This is a genomic window from Xaviernesmea oryzae (assembly GCF_900109605.1).
GTDB lineage: Bacteria > Pseudomonadota > Alphaproteobacteria > Rhizobiales > Rhizobiaceae > Xaviernesmea > Xaviernesmea oryzae.
In genome coordinates this window covers 114,712-131,393 of the sequence record NZ_FOAM01000002.1, presented here as the reverse complement: position 1 = coordinate 131,393, position 16,682 = coordinate 114,712, and the positions used below count along the sequence as shown (strand labels likewise).

At 62.9% G+C, this 16,682-nt stretch carries 9 protein-coding genes; 2 read left to right on the top strand and 7 right to left on the bottom strand.

Annotated elements, in window-relative coordinates; translation table 11 throughout:
- Positions 1 to 265: 265 nt before the first annotated feature.
- From BMX61_RS02305 to BMX61_RS02295, 3 genes are all read right to left on the bottom strand, one after another.
- A complete protein-coding gene (locus BMX61_RS02305; RefSeq protein WP_092742243.1) occupies positions 266 to 3,457 on the bottom strand; it encodes an SPOR domain-containing protein in 3,192 nt (1,063 codons plus the stop codon).
- Between the two features lie 62 nt (positions 3,458 to 3,519).
- On the bottom strand, positions 3,520 to 5,277 hold the full coding sequence (gene argS, locus BMX61_RS02300) for an arginine--tRNA ligase (RefSeq protein ID WP_075627892.1): 1,758 nt from the start codon (positions 5,275 to 5,277) through the stop codon (positions 3,520 to 3,522).
- 214 nt (positions 5,278 to 5,491) lie between these two features.
- Positions 5,492 to 6,709 carry a deoxyguanosinetriphosphate triphosphohydrolase gene (locus tag BMX61_RS02295; protein ID WP_075627893.1) on the bottom strand — a complete coding sequence of 406 codons (1,218 nt, stop codon included), beginning with the start codon at positions 6,707 to 6,709 and terminating at the stop codon, positions 5,492 to 5,494.
- A gap of 240 nt (positions 6,710 to 6,949) precedes the next feature.
- On the opposite strand from BMX61_RS02295, the gene BMX61_RS02290 reads away from it, so the two are divergent.
- Positions 6,950 to 7,282 (top strand): HesB/IscA family protein, encoded by a 333-nt coding sequence (locus tag BMX61_RS02290; protein ID WP_075627762.1) that lies wholly within the window; start codon positions 6,950 to 6,952, stop codon positions 7,280 to 7,282.
- A 53-nt stretch (positions 7,283 to 7,335) separates the two neighbouring features.
- Here BMX61_RS02290 and BMX61_RS02285 read toward each other — a convergent pair whose 3' ends face one another.
- Positions 7,336 to 8,799, bottom strand: coding sequence for a phospholipase D-like domain-containing protein (locus BMX61_RS02285; RefSeq protein WP_075627763.1), 1,464 nt, complete (start codon positions 8,797 to 8,799; stop codon positions 7,336 to 7,338).
- Positions 8,800 to 9,094: 295 nt separating this feature from the next.
- Here BMX61_RS02285 and xth point away from each other — a divergent pair, with 295 nt between their 5' ends.
- Positions 9,095 to 9,877, top strand: coding sequence for an exodeoxyribonuclease III (gene xth, locus BMX61_RS02280; protein ID WP_075627764.1), 783 nt, complete (start codon positions 9,095 to 9,097; stop codon positions 9,875 to 9,877).
- 211 nt (positions 9,878 to 10,088) lie between these two features.
- On the opposite strand, the gene exoR is transcribed toward xth, so the two are convergent.
- From exoR to BMX61_RS02265, 3 genes are all read right to left on the bottom strand, one after another.
- Positions 10,089 to 10,895 carry an exopolysaccharide production regulator ExoR gene (exoR, locus tag BMX61_RS02275; protein WP_075627765.1) on the bottom strand — a complete coding sequence of 269 codons (807 nt, stop codon included), beginning with the start codon at positions 10,893 to 10,895 and terminating at the stop codon, positions 10,089 to 10,091.
- 595 nt (positions 10,896 to 11,490) lie between these two features.
- Positions 11,491 to 12,702, bottom strand: coding sequence for an OmpP1/FadL family transporter (locus BMX61_RS02270; protein WP_075627766.1), 1,212 nt, complete (start codon positions 12,700 to 12,702; stop codon positions 11,491 to 11,493).
- 612 nt (positions 12,703 to 13,314) lie between these two features.
- Complete coding sequence (locus BMX61_RS02265; protein ID WP_075627894.1) at positions 13,315 to 16,242, bottom strand: valine--tRNA ligase; 2,928 nt, start codon at positions 16,240 to 16,242, stop codon at positions 13,315 to 13,317.
- Positions 16,243 to 16,682 lie beyond the last annotated feature (440 nt).

Here is a 16,682-nt window from a genome sequence, read left to right as displayed (position 1 = left end):
GCGAAGGCAGGACCTGACCGACAGGGCCGCAATCCCCTGATTTCACGCGAAATCCGGTGAAAAAGCCCGCAGGCTGGCCCTGTTACGAGCTGTCAGACGCAGGCGCCCGGCCCGGCGCGCCGCCCCTGATCGGCAGATGATCGCCACCGGATCGCCTCACCGATCTCATACGCAGTCCCAGTGCAAACGAAAGCGCCGCGGGGGATCAGTCCCTCGCGGCGCTTCATCTGTCGATCCTGAGAGCCTCGGTCCGATGCTCTGAAGATCAGCGTGTGACGAGGCAGGAGCCGCCTGCGGCCTTCAACTTGTCGCAAAGCGCATTGGCGTCACCGCGCGAGCCTGCCGGGATGCGCACCCGATAATAGGTGCCCTTGCCAGCGATCTCGGCCTTCTTGATGTCGACGCCACGGCCGCCCAGCACGCTGCCGAACTTCGCCGCCATCTTCTGATAGGACGCTTTGGCATCGGCCTCGCTTGGCAGCGACGCGACCTGGATCACGTAATCGCCACCCGAGGCGGCGCTGGCCGGCGCCAGGGCTGCCGTTTCTTGCGGGGCCGTGGCGGGTGCGGCCTGGGCGGCCGGGGTCGTCTGCTTGACCGCAGGGGTTGCGGCGGCAGCGGCCGGCTTGGCGGATGCCGCGGGCTTGACGGGGGCCGTCTTGGCCGGCGTCGGCACCGGAACATGCGGCTCGACGGCGGCCACCTGCATGGCGGCTTCGTCATCGAGCGCGGGCGCGGCGCGATCGCCGGGCAAGGCGCTGGTCGTTTCGCCGACCGGCGCTTGACGCTCAGCCTTGTCCGCAAGCGAAGGGCGAATGGCCGAGGCGCCGACATCGGCGGCGGCAACCGTCGTCGGTGCAGCCTCCTCCAGCTCCTCGCGCGCCACCAGCGTGCCGTCCGGCTTGACCACCATGGTGCGCACCTTGCGCGGCGGCAGAGCCGGCGGATGATCCGCCGTCTGACCGTCTGCGGCGGAGTCTTCCGCGACCAGACGCTCGGAGCCGTCATCGGGCATCATGTCGTTTTCGCCTTCCAGCGGCAGGCTCTCCGGCGTCAGCGTCCGCTGAACCACATCCATCGGCTGCTCTTCGGACGAAACGAGCTCATCCTGCTGCGGCGCGCCTTCCTTGCCACCGGAGACGCGGTCATAGACCGCCTTGTCCTGGTTGGGCACAGTCTTGCCGCCCTTTTCGACCGGCACCATCTTCGTCGGCGACTTGTCGGCCAGAATGATCTGCGGCTCGCCGCTACTCAGGCCGACGCTCTTGCTCGACAGGAGGGCATAAGCAAGCCCGCCACCAGCAACCAGCACGACCACGGCGGCCGATGCGAGCAGGACGAGCTTGCGGGCCGAACGCGGCTCTTCGAGCGGCGTGGTCGCATCCTCGGGATAAAGCGGATCGAAACCCTGCCGTCCTTCAGCCTGGCGTTCGGCAAAGCTGCGGCGGAAGTCTTCTTCCATCGCCCGCTCGAAGGCCTCGTCCGCCATGCCGACTGGAACGACGGGGGCGCGGGCAAAGGGCTCACCGGCAAAGGCCGGCTGGGCGAAGGGCTCGTTGCTGGCCGGCCTTGGGGCAGCGGCACGCGGTGCCGGCTGGAAAAGCTGGGCCATCTCGGCATCGATATCGAGATCATAGTCGCTGGCATGCGCCATCGGCTTGACCGACTCGATGACCGGCAGCTGCGGCACGTCGAATTCCGGGATCGGCGCGACCTGCTCTTCGGCTTCGGCAAACATCGCGGGGTCGAAGGCGAGCTCATCGTCCTCGGCCATGTCAGGCGCGATCGGCAAAGATGCCGCCATCTGCGGCTGGGCACGCTCATAAGCCGGCGCATGGGGGATGGGCTCGACTGCGGCGACCGCAGGCGCGGAGACCGGCATCGGCGCGGCGGCCGGGGCCATAGATGCCATCACCGGCTCCAAGGGAGCCCGCACCACGGCCGGCGCGGCGGCTGGGACCTGGAGAACCGGAGCGGGGTGAACGACGGCGGGGCTTTCGGCAACGCGCTGAACCGGCATCGGCGGCGCCACGACCGGTGCATCCCGCATCGGCGCGACATCGGCCAAAGCGAAGGGATCGGCGTCAAGATCAAGGTCGAGATCGGAGAGATCGAGCGCGAGATCGTCGAGATCGATCACCGGCTCGAAATCATCCAGCGCCTCGGGCGCATGCGCGGCGATCGGCGCGGCGGCCGCAACAGGCACGTCCGCAACGGGCATGATCGGCGCTGGCGCGGCGACTGGCGCTTGCGCAACCGGCGTCGAATTCAGCGGACGCGTATAGCTGCGCCCTCCACCGGCCTGCCCGGCCATGGTCGGCGTGGCGCGCGTGAAATTGGGCGTGAAGGGGAAGCTGTTCTTGCGCTGTGTCGGCTCGGGCGCGGAGAGCGGACGCTCGGCCGCAGGCGGAACCGGGAAGCGTGCGACATCGGAGAGCAGCGCATCGGCACTCACCGGATCGACGAAAGAGGGAACCGGCGCAAAGCCCGCGACGTGGCGCGGTTGGGCCGGCGCGGGAACCTGCGGTGCGACCTCATGCTGTTCGACAGGAGCAAACTCGGCAGCGTGACGCTCGTCGGGCGCGGCAAAAGCCTGCGGCGCCGCATGGACGTGCGCCGGCTGAGCGGGCTGCAGATCATAGGCCTCGGCGACATCAGGCATGGCGGCAAAGCGCGACTCGGCCACGGGCATCTCGGCAGACGCCATGGCAAAGTGCGGCTCGTGCGGCATAGGTTCGGCATGAGCGGGTACCGCGACCTCGGGCATCACCTGTGGTTCAGCCAAGGGGCGCTGAGCGATCGGGGCCGGTCCAACCGCGCGGTCAGCGATCGGCGCCCTGGCGGCAGGTGCCTCAGACGAAACCATAGGCTTCGGCAAACCAACAGGCTCGGCCACGAAGGGCTCGCCCCCCAGCGACTGAGTCAGCTCGTCGACAAGGTCGAAATCGGCCATTGGATCCGGCGCGGCGGAAAATGTCGGCTCGATGCGCGGTTCGACCCTGTGGTCCAAGCCGGACGAGGCAGGCGCGGCGGCCCGTGGCGGTTCAGGTGCCCGCACCGGCTCGACGGCTGAAAGGAACGGTTCGACCGCGAGAGCGGGCGGAACGGACTGTGCAGGCGCGGCATAGGCGACCGGCGCCGGCTCGATCCGCGTCTCGGTGCGCACGGGCGCATTGACAACATCATTTGCCGGGCGCGGCAGCGGCATCTCGGCGCGCACCGACTCCAGCTGCGCCACGCTCTCCTCGAACATGCCGAGCTCACGCAGGAGCTCAGCCTCCAGGTCGATCGCCGGCTCGGCGCGAACACGTTCCTGCTGACGCTCAAGCTCGCGCAATTGATGAACGGCAGGGCGGCTGTCGTCGCCCACGATGCGGGCGAGTTCGGCCAACGGGTCGTCCTTCGCAAAGGAAGGGGCGTTGCGGTCGCCGCTCAGCGCCATTTTTTTCTCTGCCATTCGCTCCACTCACGCTCAATCAGGCTCGATCTGCCAGTGCATTGTGCGGAAATGGTGTCTGCCTATCGCATTTCGTCCGGTGCGTCCGTGCCTGTAATCGACAGGCCGGACTTGAGAACGGAGGCAACAGCGTGCACCAAGCCCAGTCTGGCTATCGTCAATTCTCTATTTTTATCGTTAACAAACCGTAAGCTCGTATTGTCCTTGCCCTTGTTCCAGTGTCCGTGGAATGCGCTGGCCAGATCATAGAGGTAAAATGCCACACGGTGCGGCTCCTGCGCGAGCGCCGCAGCTTCGATAATACGGGGATATTCTGCCAGTTTGGCAATCAGCTGCAATTCGTTGGGATCATCGAGCGCGCCAACCGTGGCCGCCATCTCATCGGCGCTGAGCGAAAATCCCGGGAAGGCCTCGGCCGCCTGGCGGAAGACCGAGCGGCACCGGGCATGGGCGTATTGCACGTAGAAAACCGGATTGTCCTTGGACTGCTCGGTCACCTTGGCAAAGTCGAAATCCAGCGGCTCCGATGCCTTGCGGTAGATCATCATGAAGCGAACGCTGTCGCGGCCGACCTCGTCCACCACCTCACGCAGCGTCACGAAATCGCCCGAGCGCTTGGACATCTTCACCGGCTCGCCGTCGCGGAACAGCTTGACGAGCTGGGTGAGAAGCACGGTCAGCGTCACGGTCCCACCGGAGACCGCGCGCGCCAGCGCTTCGAGCCGCTTGACGTAACCGCCGTGATCGGCCCCGAGAACATAGATCATGTGCTCGAAGCCGCGATCATACTTGTTCTTGAAATAGGCGACGTCGGCGGCGAAATAGGTGTAGCTGCCGTCCGACTTGATCAACGGCCGGTCGATATCGTCGCCGACCTCCGTCGAGCGGAACAGCGTCTGTTCGCGGTCTTCCCAGTCTTCGGGCACCTGGCCCTTCGGCGGCGGTAGAGCCCCCTTGTAGACATGCCCCTTGAAGGTCAGGTCGTTGATGGCATTGCGGATCGGTCCCGCGCCGTCGGCATGCAGCGTGCGCTCGGAAAAAAACAGATCGTGATGAACGTTGAGCGCGGCTAGATCCTCGCGGATCATCGCCATCATCGCATCGATCGCCTTGTTTTTGACGATCGGCAGCCATTCGGCCTCGGTCTTGGAGAGCAGCGACTGGCCGAACTCGTCCGCCAGCGCCACGCCAACCGGCTTCAGATAATCGCCCGGATAAAGCCCCGGAGGGATGTCGCCGATTTCTTCGCCGAGCGCCTCGCGATAGCGCAGGAAGACGGAGCGGGCGAGCACTTCGATCTGCGATCCCGCATCGTTGATGTAATATTCCTTCGTCACCTGCCAGCCAGCATAGGCGAGCAGATTGGCCAGCGTGTCGCCGACCACGGCGCCACGGCAATGGCCGACATGCATCGGTCCGGTGGGATTGGCCGAAACATATTCCACATTGATCGGCTTTCCGCCGCCTGCCTGGCTGCGGCCGAAATCCTCGCCAGCAAGAATGGCGGCCTTCAAGACCTTCTGCCAATAGGCGACCGAGAGGCGGATATTGATGAAGCCAGGCCCGGCAACCGAGACTTCGGACACATCTCCGTCCTTGCCCAGCGCTTCGGCGATCAGCCCGGCCAGCGCACGTGGGTTTGTGCCGAGCGGCTTAGCCAGAACCATGGCGGCATTGGTGGCGACATCGCCATGCGCGGTGTCGCGCGGCGCTTCCACATTGATGCGCGAAAGATCGACTTCGCCTTCCTTTTCACGAACGATATCAAGCGTCGAAAGGAGAGTTTTAATTCGTTCTTCGAAGTCGGTGAAGAGATTCATCAGGCCCATCCGCCAGCGCGTTCCGCAGCAATCTCTTGCCCGGGAGGCAACCGGTCATTCAAGTTTTCATGCCCATGCCACACGCCGAGACGCGCCGGTGGCATGGCATTTCTGTTCATGTGTGGCATGCATATTGGCGACATCGCGTCGATAACACCCCTTACATGCGCTTGCCGCATGGTATTGGGCGGTCGACGGCGCCAAGAGCGGGTTGCTAACGCAAATCCGGAGTATGGTCAAACAAACGCCGGTGAACGGCAATGGCATAGGTATCGGTCATGCCGGCGAGATAATCCCCGACATGACGCGCCTTGGCAGGGATTTCCATGCCGGCAATCTGATCCGCCCAATAATGTTTCTCCATCTGACCGGGATCGGCGATGAAGGCGTGGTAGAGATCGGTGACGATATTGGCCGCTGCCGCGCGGACGCGCATCACCTCAGGATGGCGGTAGATCCGCGTCATCAAGAGACGCTTGATCTGTCGGTCAGTCTCGGCCATCGAATCAGAAAAGGTCGCAATGACGCGGTCGGCGCCGCGCACGTCCGAGGCAGTTTCCGGCCGCACGTCGCGCAGCCGTGTCTGCGCCACGGTAATGACATCCTCCACCATGGCGGTGATCTGGCGGCGCATGATCTCATGGGTGAAGCGGGCAGGCTCCAGGCCGGGATAGCGCGCGCGCACTTCTCCCATCAGGCCCGCGAGGAACGGGATTTCCTCCAGCATGTCGAAGGTCAGATAGCCCGACCGCAGCCCGTCATCAATATCGTGTGTGTTGTAGGCAATGTCGTCGGCAATAGCCGCCACCTGCGCTTCCAGGCTCGCATAGCTGCCGAGTTCGAGGTCATGCATGGCGCAATAGTCGAGGATCGGCTGCGGCACGGGTCCGCGAAGGCCCTCGCCGTCAGGCCCGACCAGAGGCCCATTATGCTTGACCAGCCCTTCCAGACTTTCCCATGTCAGGTTCAGCCCATCGAATTCCGCATAGCGGCGCTCGAGCTTGGTGACGATGCGCAGCGACTGGGCATTATGATCGAAGCCGCCATAGGGCTTCAGCACCTCATGCAGCGCATCCTCGCCGGTATGGCCGAAGGGCGTGTGACCGAAATCATGGACCAGGGCCACGCCTTCGGCCAGATCCTCATCGATGCGCAGAGCGCGCGCGAGGGCACGGGCAATCTGGGCAACCTCGATCGTGTGCGTCAGGCGCGTGCGGTAATGATCGCCATCGGCGGCGATGAAGACCTGGGTCTTGTGCTTCAGCCGGCGGAAGGCAGTGGTGTGCACGATGCGGTCGCGGTCGCGCTGGAAGTCGGATCGGGTGAGACTCGGCGCTTCCGGGTAGAGGCGCCCGCGCGTGCGCCAGGGATCGGAGCCATAGCGCGCGCGCTCGCCCGATCCGAAACCCAATGCCTGCCGGTCCAAGGTCAAACCCATGATCTCTCCCATTGACGACGATTTCTTCGCTTCATACCTATAGGGCGACAGCGAAAAAAGCCATGGGCGAGCCCCATGCGCTATGCCCGCATGCCACGCTCGCGCTTCGGCCTGCCGCCGCTGCAGCAGGCGTTTCCCTCAAGGCCCGGCCTTGATATGATCTTACGATGACGTGCCCCTGATGAAAGCCGGCAAAGACGGCGGACGCGGGACGGCATGAGGATGTGAACGGCCATGAACCAGACGAGCGTCACCCTGTCCGACTCCGCAGCACGGCGCATCGGGCAGATCCTGAAAAAGGACCCGGAAAAATCCGCCATGCGCGTCTCCGTCGAGGGCGGCGGGTGCTCCGGATTTTCCTACAAGTTCGACCTTGTCGGCGATGCTGGCGAGGACGATCTCGTTTTGGAGAAAGGCGAGGCACGCGTCTTCATCGATAGCCTGTCGCTCGTCTACATGGATGGCTCGGAAATCGACTTCGTCGATAACCTGCTGGGGCAGTCCTTTCAGATCAAGAATCCGAATGCGGTCGCAAGCTGCGGATGCGGCACGAGTTTCTCGATCTGAACATTGGCGGCCTTGGCTCTCACTGGCAAAGCCACAGGCACCGCCTCCTCGGCCTAAAGATAAGGTGACCCGAGCCACAAAATGCGGTTCACCAGCCGGGTGGCAAAAGGTTTTGCGCTCAAAGCCTCAAGCGTGACGGGCCGCGCAGCTTCAATCATTTGATCCACGCGCGCCTCCAGCTCTATGGCGAAGCGCCGGTCGAGCACTTCGATGTCGACCTCGAAATTCAGCCGCAGCGAGCGCGGGTCGAGATTTGAGGAGCCGACATAGGCCCAGCGACCATCGATCGCCAAAAGCTTGGTATGGTTGAACGGCCCCTCGGCGCGCCAGACACGGCAGCCGCCTTTGAGCACCTGATCGAACTGCGCCATCATCGCCCGGTCGACCAGCTGCAGATTGTTGACCGCCGGCACGACGATATCGACGGCGACACCGCGCAGCGAGGCGGTGACGAGAGCGCTGATCAACTCCCGGTCCGGCAGGAAGTAAGGCGACATGATTCGGATCGACCGGCGGGCCACCGAGAAGGCGCCGATGAGCATCTTGTGATTGGCTTCGTTTGCCTTGTCCGGGCCGGATGGCACGACACGCAGGATGGTGGGTGCGTTCGGTACGGTCGGCTGTGGCCGCTTCAGCGCCCAGGCGGCACCGTCCAGCACCTCTCCGGTCGAAAACAGCCAGTCTTCCGCCGCCACCTGGAACAGACTGGCGACAATGGGACCGGCGAAGGCAAAATGCGTGTCGCGCGCCTGCATCTGCCCGGCAAATTCGCTGGCAAAGCCGGCACGGATGTTCATGCCACCGGTGAAGGCCAGCGCCCCATCCACGACCAGGATCTTGCGGTGGGTGCGCAGATTGGCATAGGGCAGCCGCAGTCCCATGACGATATTGCCATTGAAGGTTTTCACCGTGACTCCGCCTTCTCGCAGTGGTCCGACAATGCTCGGAACGGAGTAACGCGCGCCAACCGCATCGATCAGCACCCGCACTTCGACCCCGCGCGCCACGGCGGCCTTCAGCGCCTCGGCAAAGCGCAGGCCGATGGGATCTCGATCGAAAATATAGGTCTCCAGAAGAATGGAGCGCTCGGCTGCACCAATGGCCTCTAGCATCCGGGCATAGGCTTCGTCGCCGCCATCGAGCCGGTCGATGCGGTTGCCGGCATATAGGGGATGGCGGCTGACGCGGTTGCCGAGCGTTGCAAGCGCGCCGAAACGATGGCCGAAATCCTCTTCGATCGCAGCCGGCTCGACCAGAAACTCCTCCAGTCCCTCCGTATTCGCCCAGCTCATGCCATCGCGCTGCTGGCCGATCGAGGAGCGGCGCATGCGGTTGACACCGGCGACCGCATAGATCAGCGCGCCCAGCACGGGCGACAGGATGATGATACCGACCCAGCCAAGCGCAGCGCGCACCTCCTGCTTGGTCATCGTCGCATGGATGGCCGCGGGAACGCCGAGAGTGACAGAGAGGACGGCCAGGACATGCGGCCAATAGGTTTCGAAAAGCAGGATCATGGCCGGACATAATAGGGCGCGCCGGGCGGCGTGCAATGTGGCGAATTAAGGGCAGCGTTGATCTTCGGCGCACCGGGCATGTTGCAAGCTCAATCAACCCGCCGTGCCGGCCTCTCAATGCCACCGCTGTCCCCGGCTTTTTCGCCGGAACTTCGCAAAAGCACTGCACCGCAGCCACGTGACGTCTATAAGGTCACGAACACCGCACCGCTTGCGAACGAAGCCTGCGCTAAGATTGTTGGATGCACGCGCGCTGCGAACCGGCGCGCGGCCGTTTGCCGATGAGGGGCCGCCCATGGAGATCGCTACCTGGAACATCAACGGCGTGAGGGCACGCATCGAGACCCTGCTTGCCTGGCTCAAGGAAGCGAGTCCCGACATCGTCTGCCTGCAGGAGATCAAGACGGTCGATGAAGGCTTTCCGCGCGGCGAGATCGAGGCGCTCGGCTATCACGTGGCAACCCATGGCCAGAAGGGTTTCAACGGCGTCGCCATCCTGTCCAAGCAGACCCCGGACGAGGTGACCAACGGCTTGGCTGGGGACGACGAGGACCTCCAGTCCCGCTTCATTGAGGCGGTCTTCTCGGTCGAAGGCGGCGCCTTGCGCGTCTGCTCGCTCTACCTCCCCAATGGCAACCCCGTCGACAGCGAGAAATATCCTTACAAGCTGGCCTGGATGGAACGCCTGCGTCGCTTCGCCGAAAGCCGGATGGCGCTGGAAGAGCCGCTGGTTCTCGCCGGCGACTACAATGTCATCCCCCATGGCTTGGACTGCTGGAATCCGGAAGTCTGGAAGCACGACGCGCTGTTTCTGCCGCAAAGCCGCGCCGCCTTCCAGGCGCTGGAAGCACTTGGCCTGACGGATGCCGTGCGTGCCACGACCGACGCCAAGGGCGTCTACACCTTCTGGGATTATCAGGCCGGCGCGTGGGCAAAAAATTACGGGATCCGCATCGATCACCTGATGCTCTCGCCCGAAGCGGCTGACCGCCTGATCGAAACCCGCATCGACAAGCATGTGCGCGGCTGGGAAAAGCCATCGGACCACGTGCCCGTCATCGGCCGGTTTCGCTTCTGACGCGATCCTCGCTCATCCCTCCCTGTGCCGTCCGCGAGACGAGGCGGGCGAAATGCGGTGGCTGGTTTCTGGCGCAAGGGCACCCTGCGTCATGTTTGCAAAGGCGCTCGATAGCTGAAAAGCGCGTGAAGCCACTGCCTGGCATCCAAGGCCGGGCCGCCGCACGAGAATGTCACGTGCTGGCCCCGGAACAGGGACAGTCTAGTGGACGCTACTCGGCGTCGTTATCCGAGGTCTGGATCTTCTGCGCCATGGCAATAGCTTGGCGACGGTCGTCCTCGCCGGCCAGCGAGAAAGCCTGTTCCTGCATCTGCTGCAGCCAGGGCCGGTCCTTCGGCGAACATTTATCGAGCGCGGCGGTCATATAGGCAAGCCCACGCGCCGTTTGCCCTTCCTGGAAGATCACATTGCCGAACACGCCCATGGCGCCGACATGACCCTTCTTGCGGGCCCGGTTCAGCCATTTCTTGGCCTGCTGAACATTGGTCGTACCGCTGTCGCCATCCAGAAGCAGGCGGGCGAGCTGGAATTGCGCTTCCGGCACGCCGAAGGTGGAGGCGGCCTGGAAATAGAGCTGCCGGGCTTGGTTGAGATCGCGCTTGATCGGGCTGCCGGGAATGCCTCGGCGGTAATAATTGGCGAGCGAGATCAGCGCATTGGCAAAATAGCCGGTATCCTCGGAGCCGGGCTCCACGCCCTTCTCGGCAATCTCGCTGTAGATCTTGAAAGCTTCGAGATCGTTTTCGGCGACGCCATCGCCATAGGCATACATATTGGCCAGTGCCCAGCGCGAGGCCGTATGGCCCTGCTCGGCGGCGTAGCGATAGGCCTCGACGGCCTCGTCCTTTCGGCCGTTTTTATAGGCGGAAAAGCCGAACTTGAACAAGGCGAAGGGGCCGGACTCCTTCGTCACCCCGGCATCGGGGTCGAAGGCAAGGCAGCGCTGAGCCGGACCACAAACCGTCAGCGCCATACTCACCACCAGAAACGTCAACGATCTGCAGTCTCGTGCGACCATGGTACTCGTGTTCTTTCCTACACCCGCCGCCTCTGTGCCGTCCTGGCACGGATGACAACGTCCCCGCTCGTACCGCTCGGCCGCTACAAAGGCCGCCAAACGATCATCTCTCCTTCCCGAAGAAGAGACCTAGCACCTTATTCCGGCGAGACTTGGGCCTGTCCGACGCCGCTGCCGGCACAGATCCTTCATCATCACCTTCAAAACCCCTTGCAAGCCCTTGTATCGCTTCGATCATCATTAGCATTTCGAATGCTCGACGGCATGTTGAAAACGCTGAAGTTGACCGGGCAATCCACGTTCGATCCTTGGCTCTCCAAGGTCTAACGCTGGCTACGTAAATTTCGTGCTCTGTTTTTGTGGCGGGAAATGGACAAAATCCAGCGGCGAAAATGACAGGCCAAGCTTAAGCCGGCTGTGTTGCGGAATCATCACAAGCTGCGCGGCCAAAAGCGCCTGGATTCACGCAAAATTAAGCCCGGCACGGAGGCCGGGCTTGGTCTTTCGCTGCTGTGACGGGCATGTGCCGATCTTGGGCGCGCGGCGCGTCCACTGTGACAAGACTGGGCGTAAGCGCCGTCGTCGCCGCCTCGGCTTAGAATCTCACCTTGACCGAAGTCGAAATGGCACCGACGAAATCATTGCCGAAGTCATACTTCACGTCATTGCCATAGACGCGGCCATTATATTCCTTGGCGCCGGACGAGCCGCTTGTCAGCACACCGACCACGCCGGCCAGACGGAATTCCACATGTTCGGTCGGCGTGTAGGAAACGCCGGCACCCAGCGTCCAGGTGTCGGTCTGGGAGAGCAGGCCGGTGGACGTCCCGCGATCCCAGGTCAGGCTGAGGGCGCCGGACCATTGATCAGTGAACTTGTGGCCAATACCGCCGGAGACCGTCCAGCCATCACGGTAGAGCAGATCGAGCGAGGTGATCTGTGTCGCGGGCGAGCAGCTAGGCGTGCCGACAACGCAGAAGGGGATCGTCTGCAACTGGCTCCAGTCCGTCCACTTGACCGAGCCGAACGCCAGCCAGTCGGGCGCAATCCCGGTCTGGACCTTCAGCTCCAGCGAGTCCGGCATCTTCTGTGCGCCATAGACGTCGAAGGTGCGGCCATTGACCTGGCTCAGATCGAGCGTGCCGGTGATATCGTCGAGATTGACCTCGCTGTTGTAGACGAGGCTTGCGCGCATGGCATATTCGGGGATCTCGTAGGCCACGCCGGCCCGCCAGCCCCAGCCATCTCCCTTAAGGTCCAGTCGACCGACGCCGGTGCCCGGCACGGCGAAATCCGGCGCCACCAAGCGCTCCTTGAAGCCCTCGACCTCCTGATAGAAGCCGCCGCCGATCAGGCGGATCTGCCCGGGTCCAAGCGCCCATTTATAGGAGCAGGTGGCGGCGTAATTGTCGCTCGTCACCTTGGTTTCGATATTGTCGTTGGCACCGACCCAGCCGGCGCCCGGCTTGGTGTGCACGCCCCAGGGCTGCGAATAATCGACCATGCAGTCCAGGCCTTCCCAGCCGGCCTTGATGCCGACGCGCGGCACCCAATAGCCTTCGGTATCCTTGACCGACGTGCTGCCCCCGCCCAGGCCATTTGCGCCCAGACCATTGGCGGGGTTGGTATCGACGGCGTTCTTATATTCCCGCTGGGGGCTGACATAGGTCGTCGTCGCTTCCGCCGCATAGGTACCCGGATCGAAAAGCAGATCGATATTGTAGCCGCCGCGCTCAAGCCCGCCTGCCTGCGCTGCGGACGCCGTCAGCAGCGAAGCCAGCAGCGCACCCGTCCATCTCTTGTCCATGCCCGGTAGTCCTCCCTCACTCGCACATGCCCGGCCGATCCGCGCCCCTCCCGAGCCTGCCGAATCTGAACCGCAGCATCCGCATCAAATGTGCAAGCTCAGGTTATCCGCGGTCGCGGTCCCGCTTCAAGTCATTGGCCTGTTTCCATTTTTTCCGAACGGGGCGACATTTTGACGTAAATATGCGATCGCACCGCCGAAATTGCTGAATTTTTGAAATTACAATCTACTCTGACAAGCGTTGGCGCGGATTGGCGAAAATTCATTCTACGAAATACGGACAATGTCACTTTGCCGACACAATCGTTATTTTTGCCTTTGCTGTTAGACGTGCGAGCGAGGTCATGGTCGCCGAATCGGGAAATATTCTGACGCGCGACAGGCCATTGGCCTTACTGCAAAGTGGGGGGAAGCATGCTGTTCTAAAATCCCAATAAGCGACAGCCCGCCTGCGGACTGCATCAGGACGCGAAAAGGCCGGCGCGGATGAACCGGCCGGCCTTGGTCTCTCATGGAGCTTGAGAAAGTAGGTATCCGCCTTTGGGCATGCGCATGCGACGCCGATCATCCCGGCCAGTCGCCTTGCCGCTGCACCCTCGCGTCGTCGGACGCTCAGCCGGCTTCGGCCAGACGCGACAGTGCCAGCCGGAGCGAAGCTGCTTGGGTATCGAGCTCGGCCAGGCGCTCGCGCTCGGCCTCCACCACCTCCGGCTTCGCATTGGCCACGAACTTTTCGTTCGACAGCTTTCCCAGGATGCGCTGGCGCTCGGCCTCCACCTTGTCGAGCGCTTTGCTCAACCGCGCGCTCTCGGCCTTGAGGTCGACCAGATTGCCGAGCGGCAGGCAGAAGCTTGCCTCGCCGACGACGACCTGCGCGCTGCCGCGCGGCGCCGCCTCGGCAACATCGATCGATTCGACGCGGGCCAGGCGGCGGATTGCCGCATCGTGGCGGGCGATCCGCTCTGCCGTCAGCGCATTGGCGCCGGTAACGACCAGCGGCGCCATGGCCGCCGGCGGCACGTTCATTTCCGAGCGCACCGAGCGGATGCCAGAGACGAGGTCGATCAGCCAGTTGATCTCATCGGCGGCATGAACATTGGCAAAACCGGGAGCCGGCCAGGCGGAATGACAAAGCAGGGTCTCGCGCGCGACGCCCTCGCCGGCCGTTGCCGCCCAAAGCTCTTCGGTCATGAAGGGCATGAAGGGGTGCAGGAGCCGATAGACGGCGTTCAGCACATAGGCGACGCAGGCCTGCGCTTCCTTCTTGGCGGCTTCGTCCTCGCCGGAGAAGACAGGCTTCAAAAGCTCCAGATACCAGTCGCAGAACTGGTTCCAGACGAAACGGTAGAGGCTGCCCGCCGCTTCGTTGAAGCGGTAGGTCTCCAGGGCCTCCGTGACTTCGGCGCTGGTGCGCGAAAGTTCGGTCAAGATCCACTGGTTGATCGTCAGACTGGCTGCTTCCGGCACGAAGGCCGGATCGGCGGCCACGCCGTTCATCTCGGCAAAGCGCGTGGCATTCCAGAGCTTGGTGCCGAAATTGCGATAGCCGGCGATGCGGGCCGGATCCAGCTTCACGTCACGTCCCTGTGCGGCCATGATCGCCAGCGTGAAGCGCAGTGCATCCGCGCCATATTCGTCGATCAGGTCGAGCGGGTTGATGACGTTGCCCTTGGACTTTGACATCTTCTGCCCGTTCTTGTCGCGCACGAGAGCGTGAACATAGACGGTGTGGAACGGCTCGAAGGGCTTGCCATCCTCGTCCTGCATGAAATGCAGGCCCATCATCATCATCCGGGCAACCCAGAAGAAGATGATGTCGAAGCCGGTGACGAGCACATCGGTCTGGTAATATTTGGCAAGCTCCGGCGTCTTGTCCGGCCAGCCCAGCGTCGAGAAAGGCCAGAGCGCGGAGGAGAACCAGGTGTCGAGCACATCCTCGTCGCGGGTAATGATCTCGCCCGGCTGAAAATTCTCGAGCTTTTCCTGAACCCAGGCCTTCCACGGGCCTTCATGGGCCAGATAATGCTGGATCGCCGCGTCGAGCGCCTCTTCCTCGCTCTTCTCGACGAAGACCTGGCCATCCGGGCCATACCATGCCGGGATCTGATGGCCCCACCAGAGCTGGCGCGAAACGCACCAGGGCTGGATGTTCTCCATCCACTCGTAATAGGTCTTTTCCCAGTTTTTCGGCACGAAATTGGTGCGGCCCTCGCGCACGGAGGCAATCGCCGGCTCGGCCAGCGTCTTGGCGTCGACGAACCACTGGTCGGTCAGCATCGGCTCGATGACGACATTCGATCTGTCGCCGAAAGGCTGCATGATCTTCTTGTTCTCGACATAGGGCATGTCGTTGCCCTCGGCGTCCTTGACCGTGACGGCAAGACCCTCGGCATTGATCGCCGCGACGATGCGCTTGCGCGCCTCGTAGCGGTCGAGCCCACGATAGTCCTCGGGCACAAGATTGATGTCGTCGACCTCGGCCTCACCTGGCAGCGCGCCGGACTTGGCGATGTCGAGCGCCTGAGCGGCGCAGACGGCATAGGGCTCGCCATCGGCACGCATCTGCGCCTGCGTGTCCATCAGGCGATAGAGCGGAATATTGTTGCGCTTGGCGACCTGATAATCGTTGAAATCATGGGCACCGGTGATCTTGACCGCACCCGAGCCGAAAGTCGGATCAGGATATTCGTCCGCAATGATCGGGATCAGGCGACGATGCTCCTTCGGTCCGACCGGGATCTCGCAGAACTTGCCGATGATCGGCTGGTAGCGCGTATCGGACGGATGAACCGCCACCGCACCGTCACCCAGCATGGTTTCAGGCCGCGTCGTGGCGATCGAGATATAGTTGCGCTCTTCCTGGAAGGTGACGTTTCCGTCCTCGTCCTTCTCGACATAGGTATAGGTCTCGCCGCCGGCCAGCGGATATTTGAAGTGCCACATATGGCCGTCGGTCTCGCGGTTCTCGACCTCGATGTCGGAGATCGCCGTCTCGAACTGCGGGTCCCAGTTGACCAGCCTCTTGCCGCGATAGATCAGGCCTTCTTTGTAGAGCGTGACGAAGACTTCGAGAACGGCCTTGGACAGGCCCTCGTCCATGGTGAAGCGCTCACGCGACCAGTCGCAGGAGGCGCCGAGGCGCTTCAACTGGTTGAAGATCAGGCCGCCCGATTCCGACTTCCACTCCCAGACCTTATCGACAAAGGCCTCGCGGCCCATGGCGCGCCGGCCGGGAAGCTGGCGCTCCATCAGCTGGCGCTCGACCACCATCTGCGTGGCGATGCCGGCATGGTCCATGCCCGGCTGCCAGAGCACGTCCTTGCCCCGCATGCGCTCGAACCGCACGAGAATATCCTGCAGCGTGTTGTTCAGCGCGTGGCCCATGTGCAGGGAGCCGGTGACGTTCGGCGGAGGAATGACGATGCAGAACGGATCGGCGCCGTCCTTGGCGCCGGCGCCGGCACGAAACGCATTGTTGTCGTCCCAGAGCTTGGCGATACGCGGTTCGACGGCGGCGGAATCATAGGTCTTGTCAAGCATTTCGAGGCCAGCAACCATGTTGGAGCATGTCGCGCGGAGCCGGGAACGGCTTGGCAACGACCGCTGCATAAAAACAAAAACGTCAGGCTTTGGCGCCCATCGAACCGATAGCGCCATCTCCCCACTGCATAGTCCATCAATTGGAATCAATGTAAGAAATTATGCAGCAATTTTGAAGTGCGCGAGCACGTCCCCGCCAAGGCGGCAGCGCAGGACGCGGCAGACGACGGCAAGCAGCACGTTCGGTCAACCAGACCGTCGCCGACAATGCGCCTGCCGACTGCGTTCGACATCCGATCTCCTGCTCTGTCAATCATGATGATGACAGGACGATCTCCAAATGCCGATTCGAGCGGGATTTTCCGGGTGATGCGCATCCTGTAAGGGGATGTAGGATTAGCCACTCATTGACCGCTGGGAACATAGGTTCTCGGGGTCGA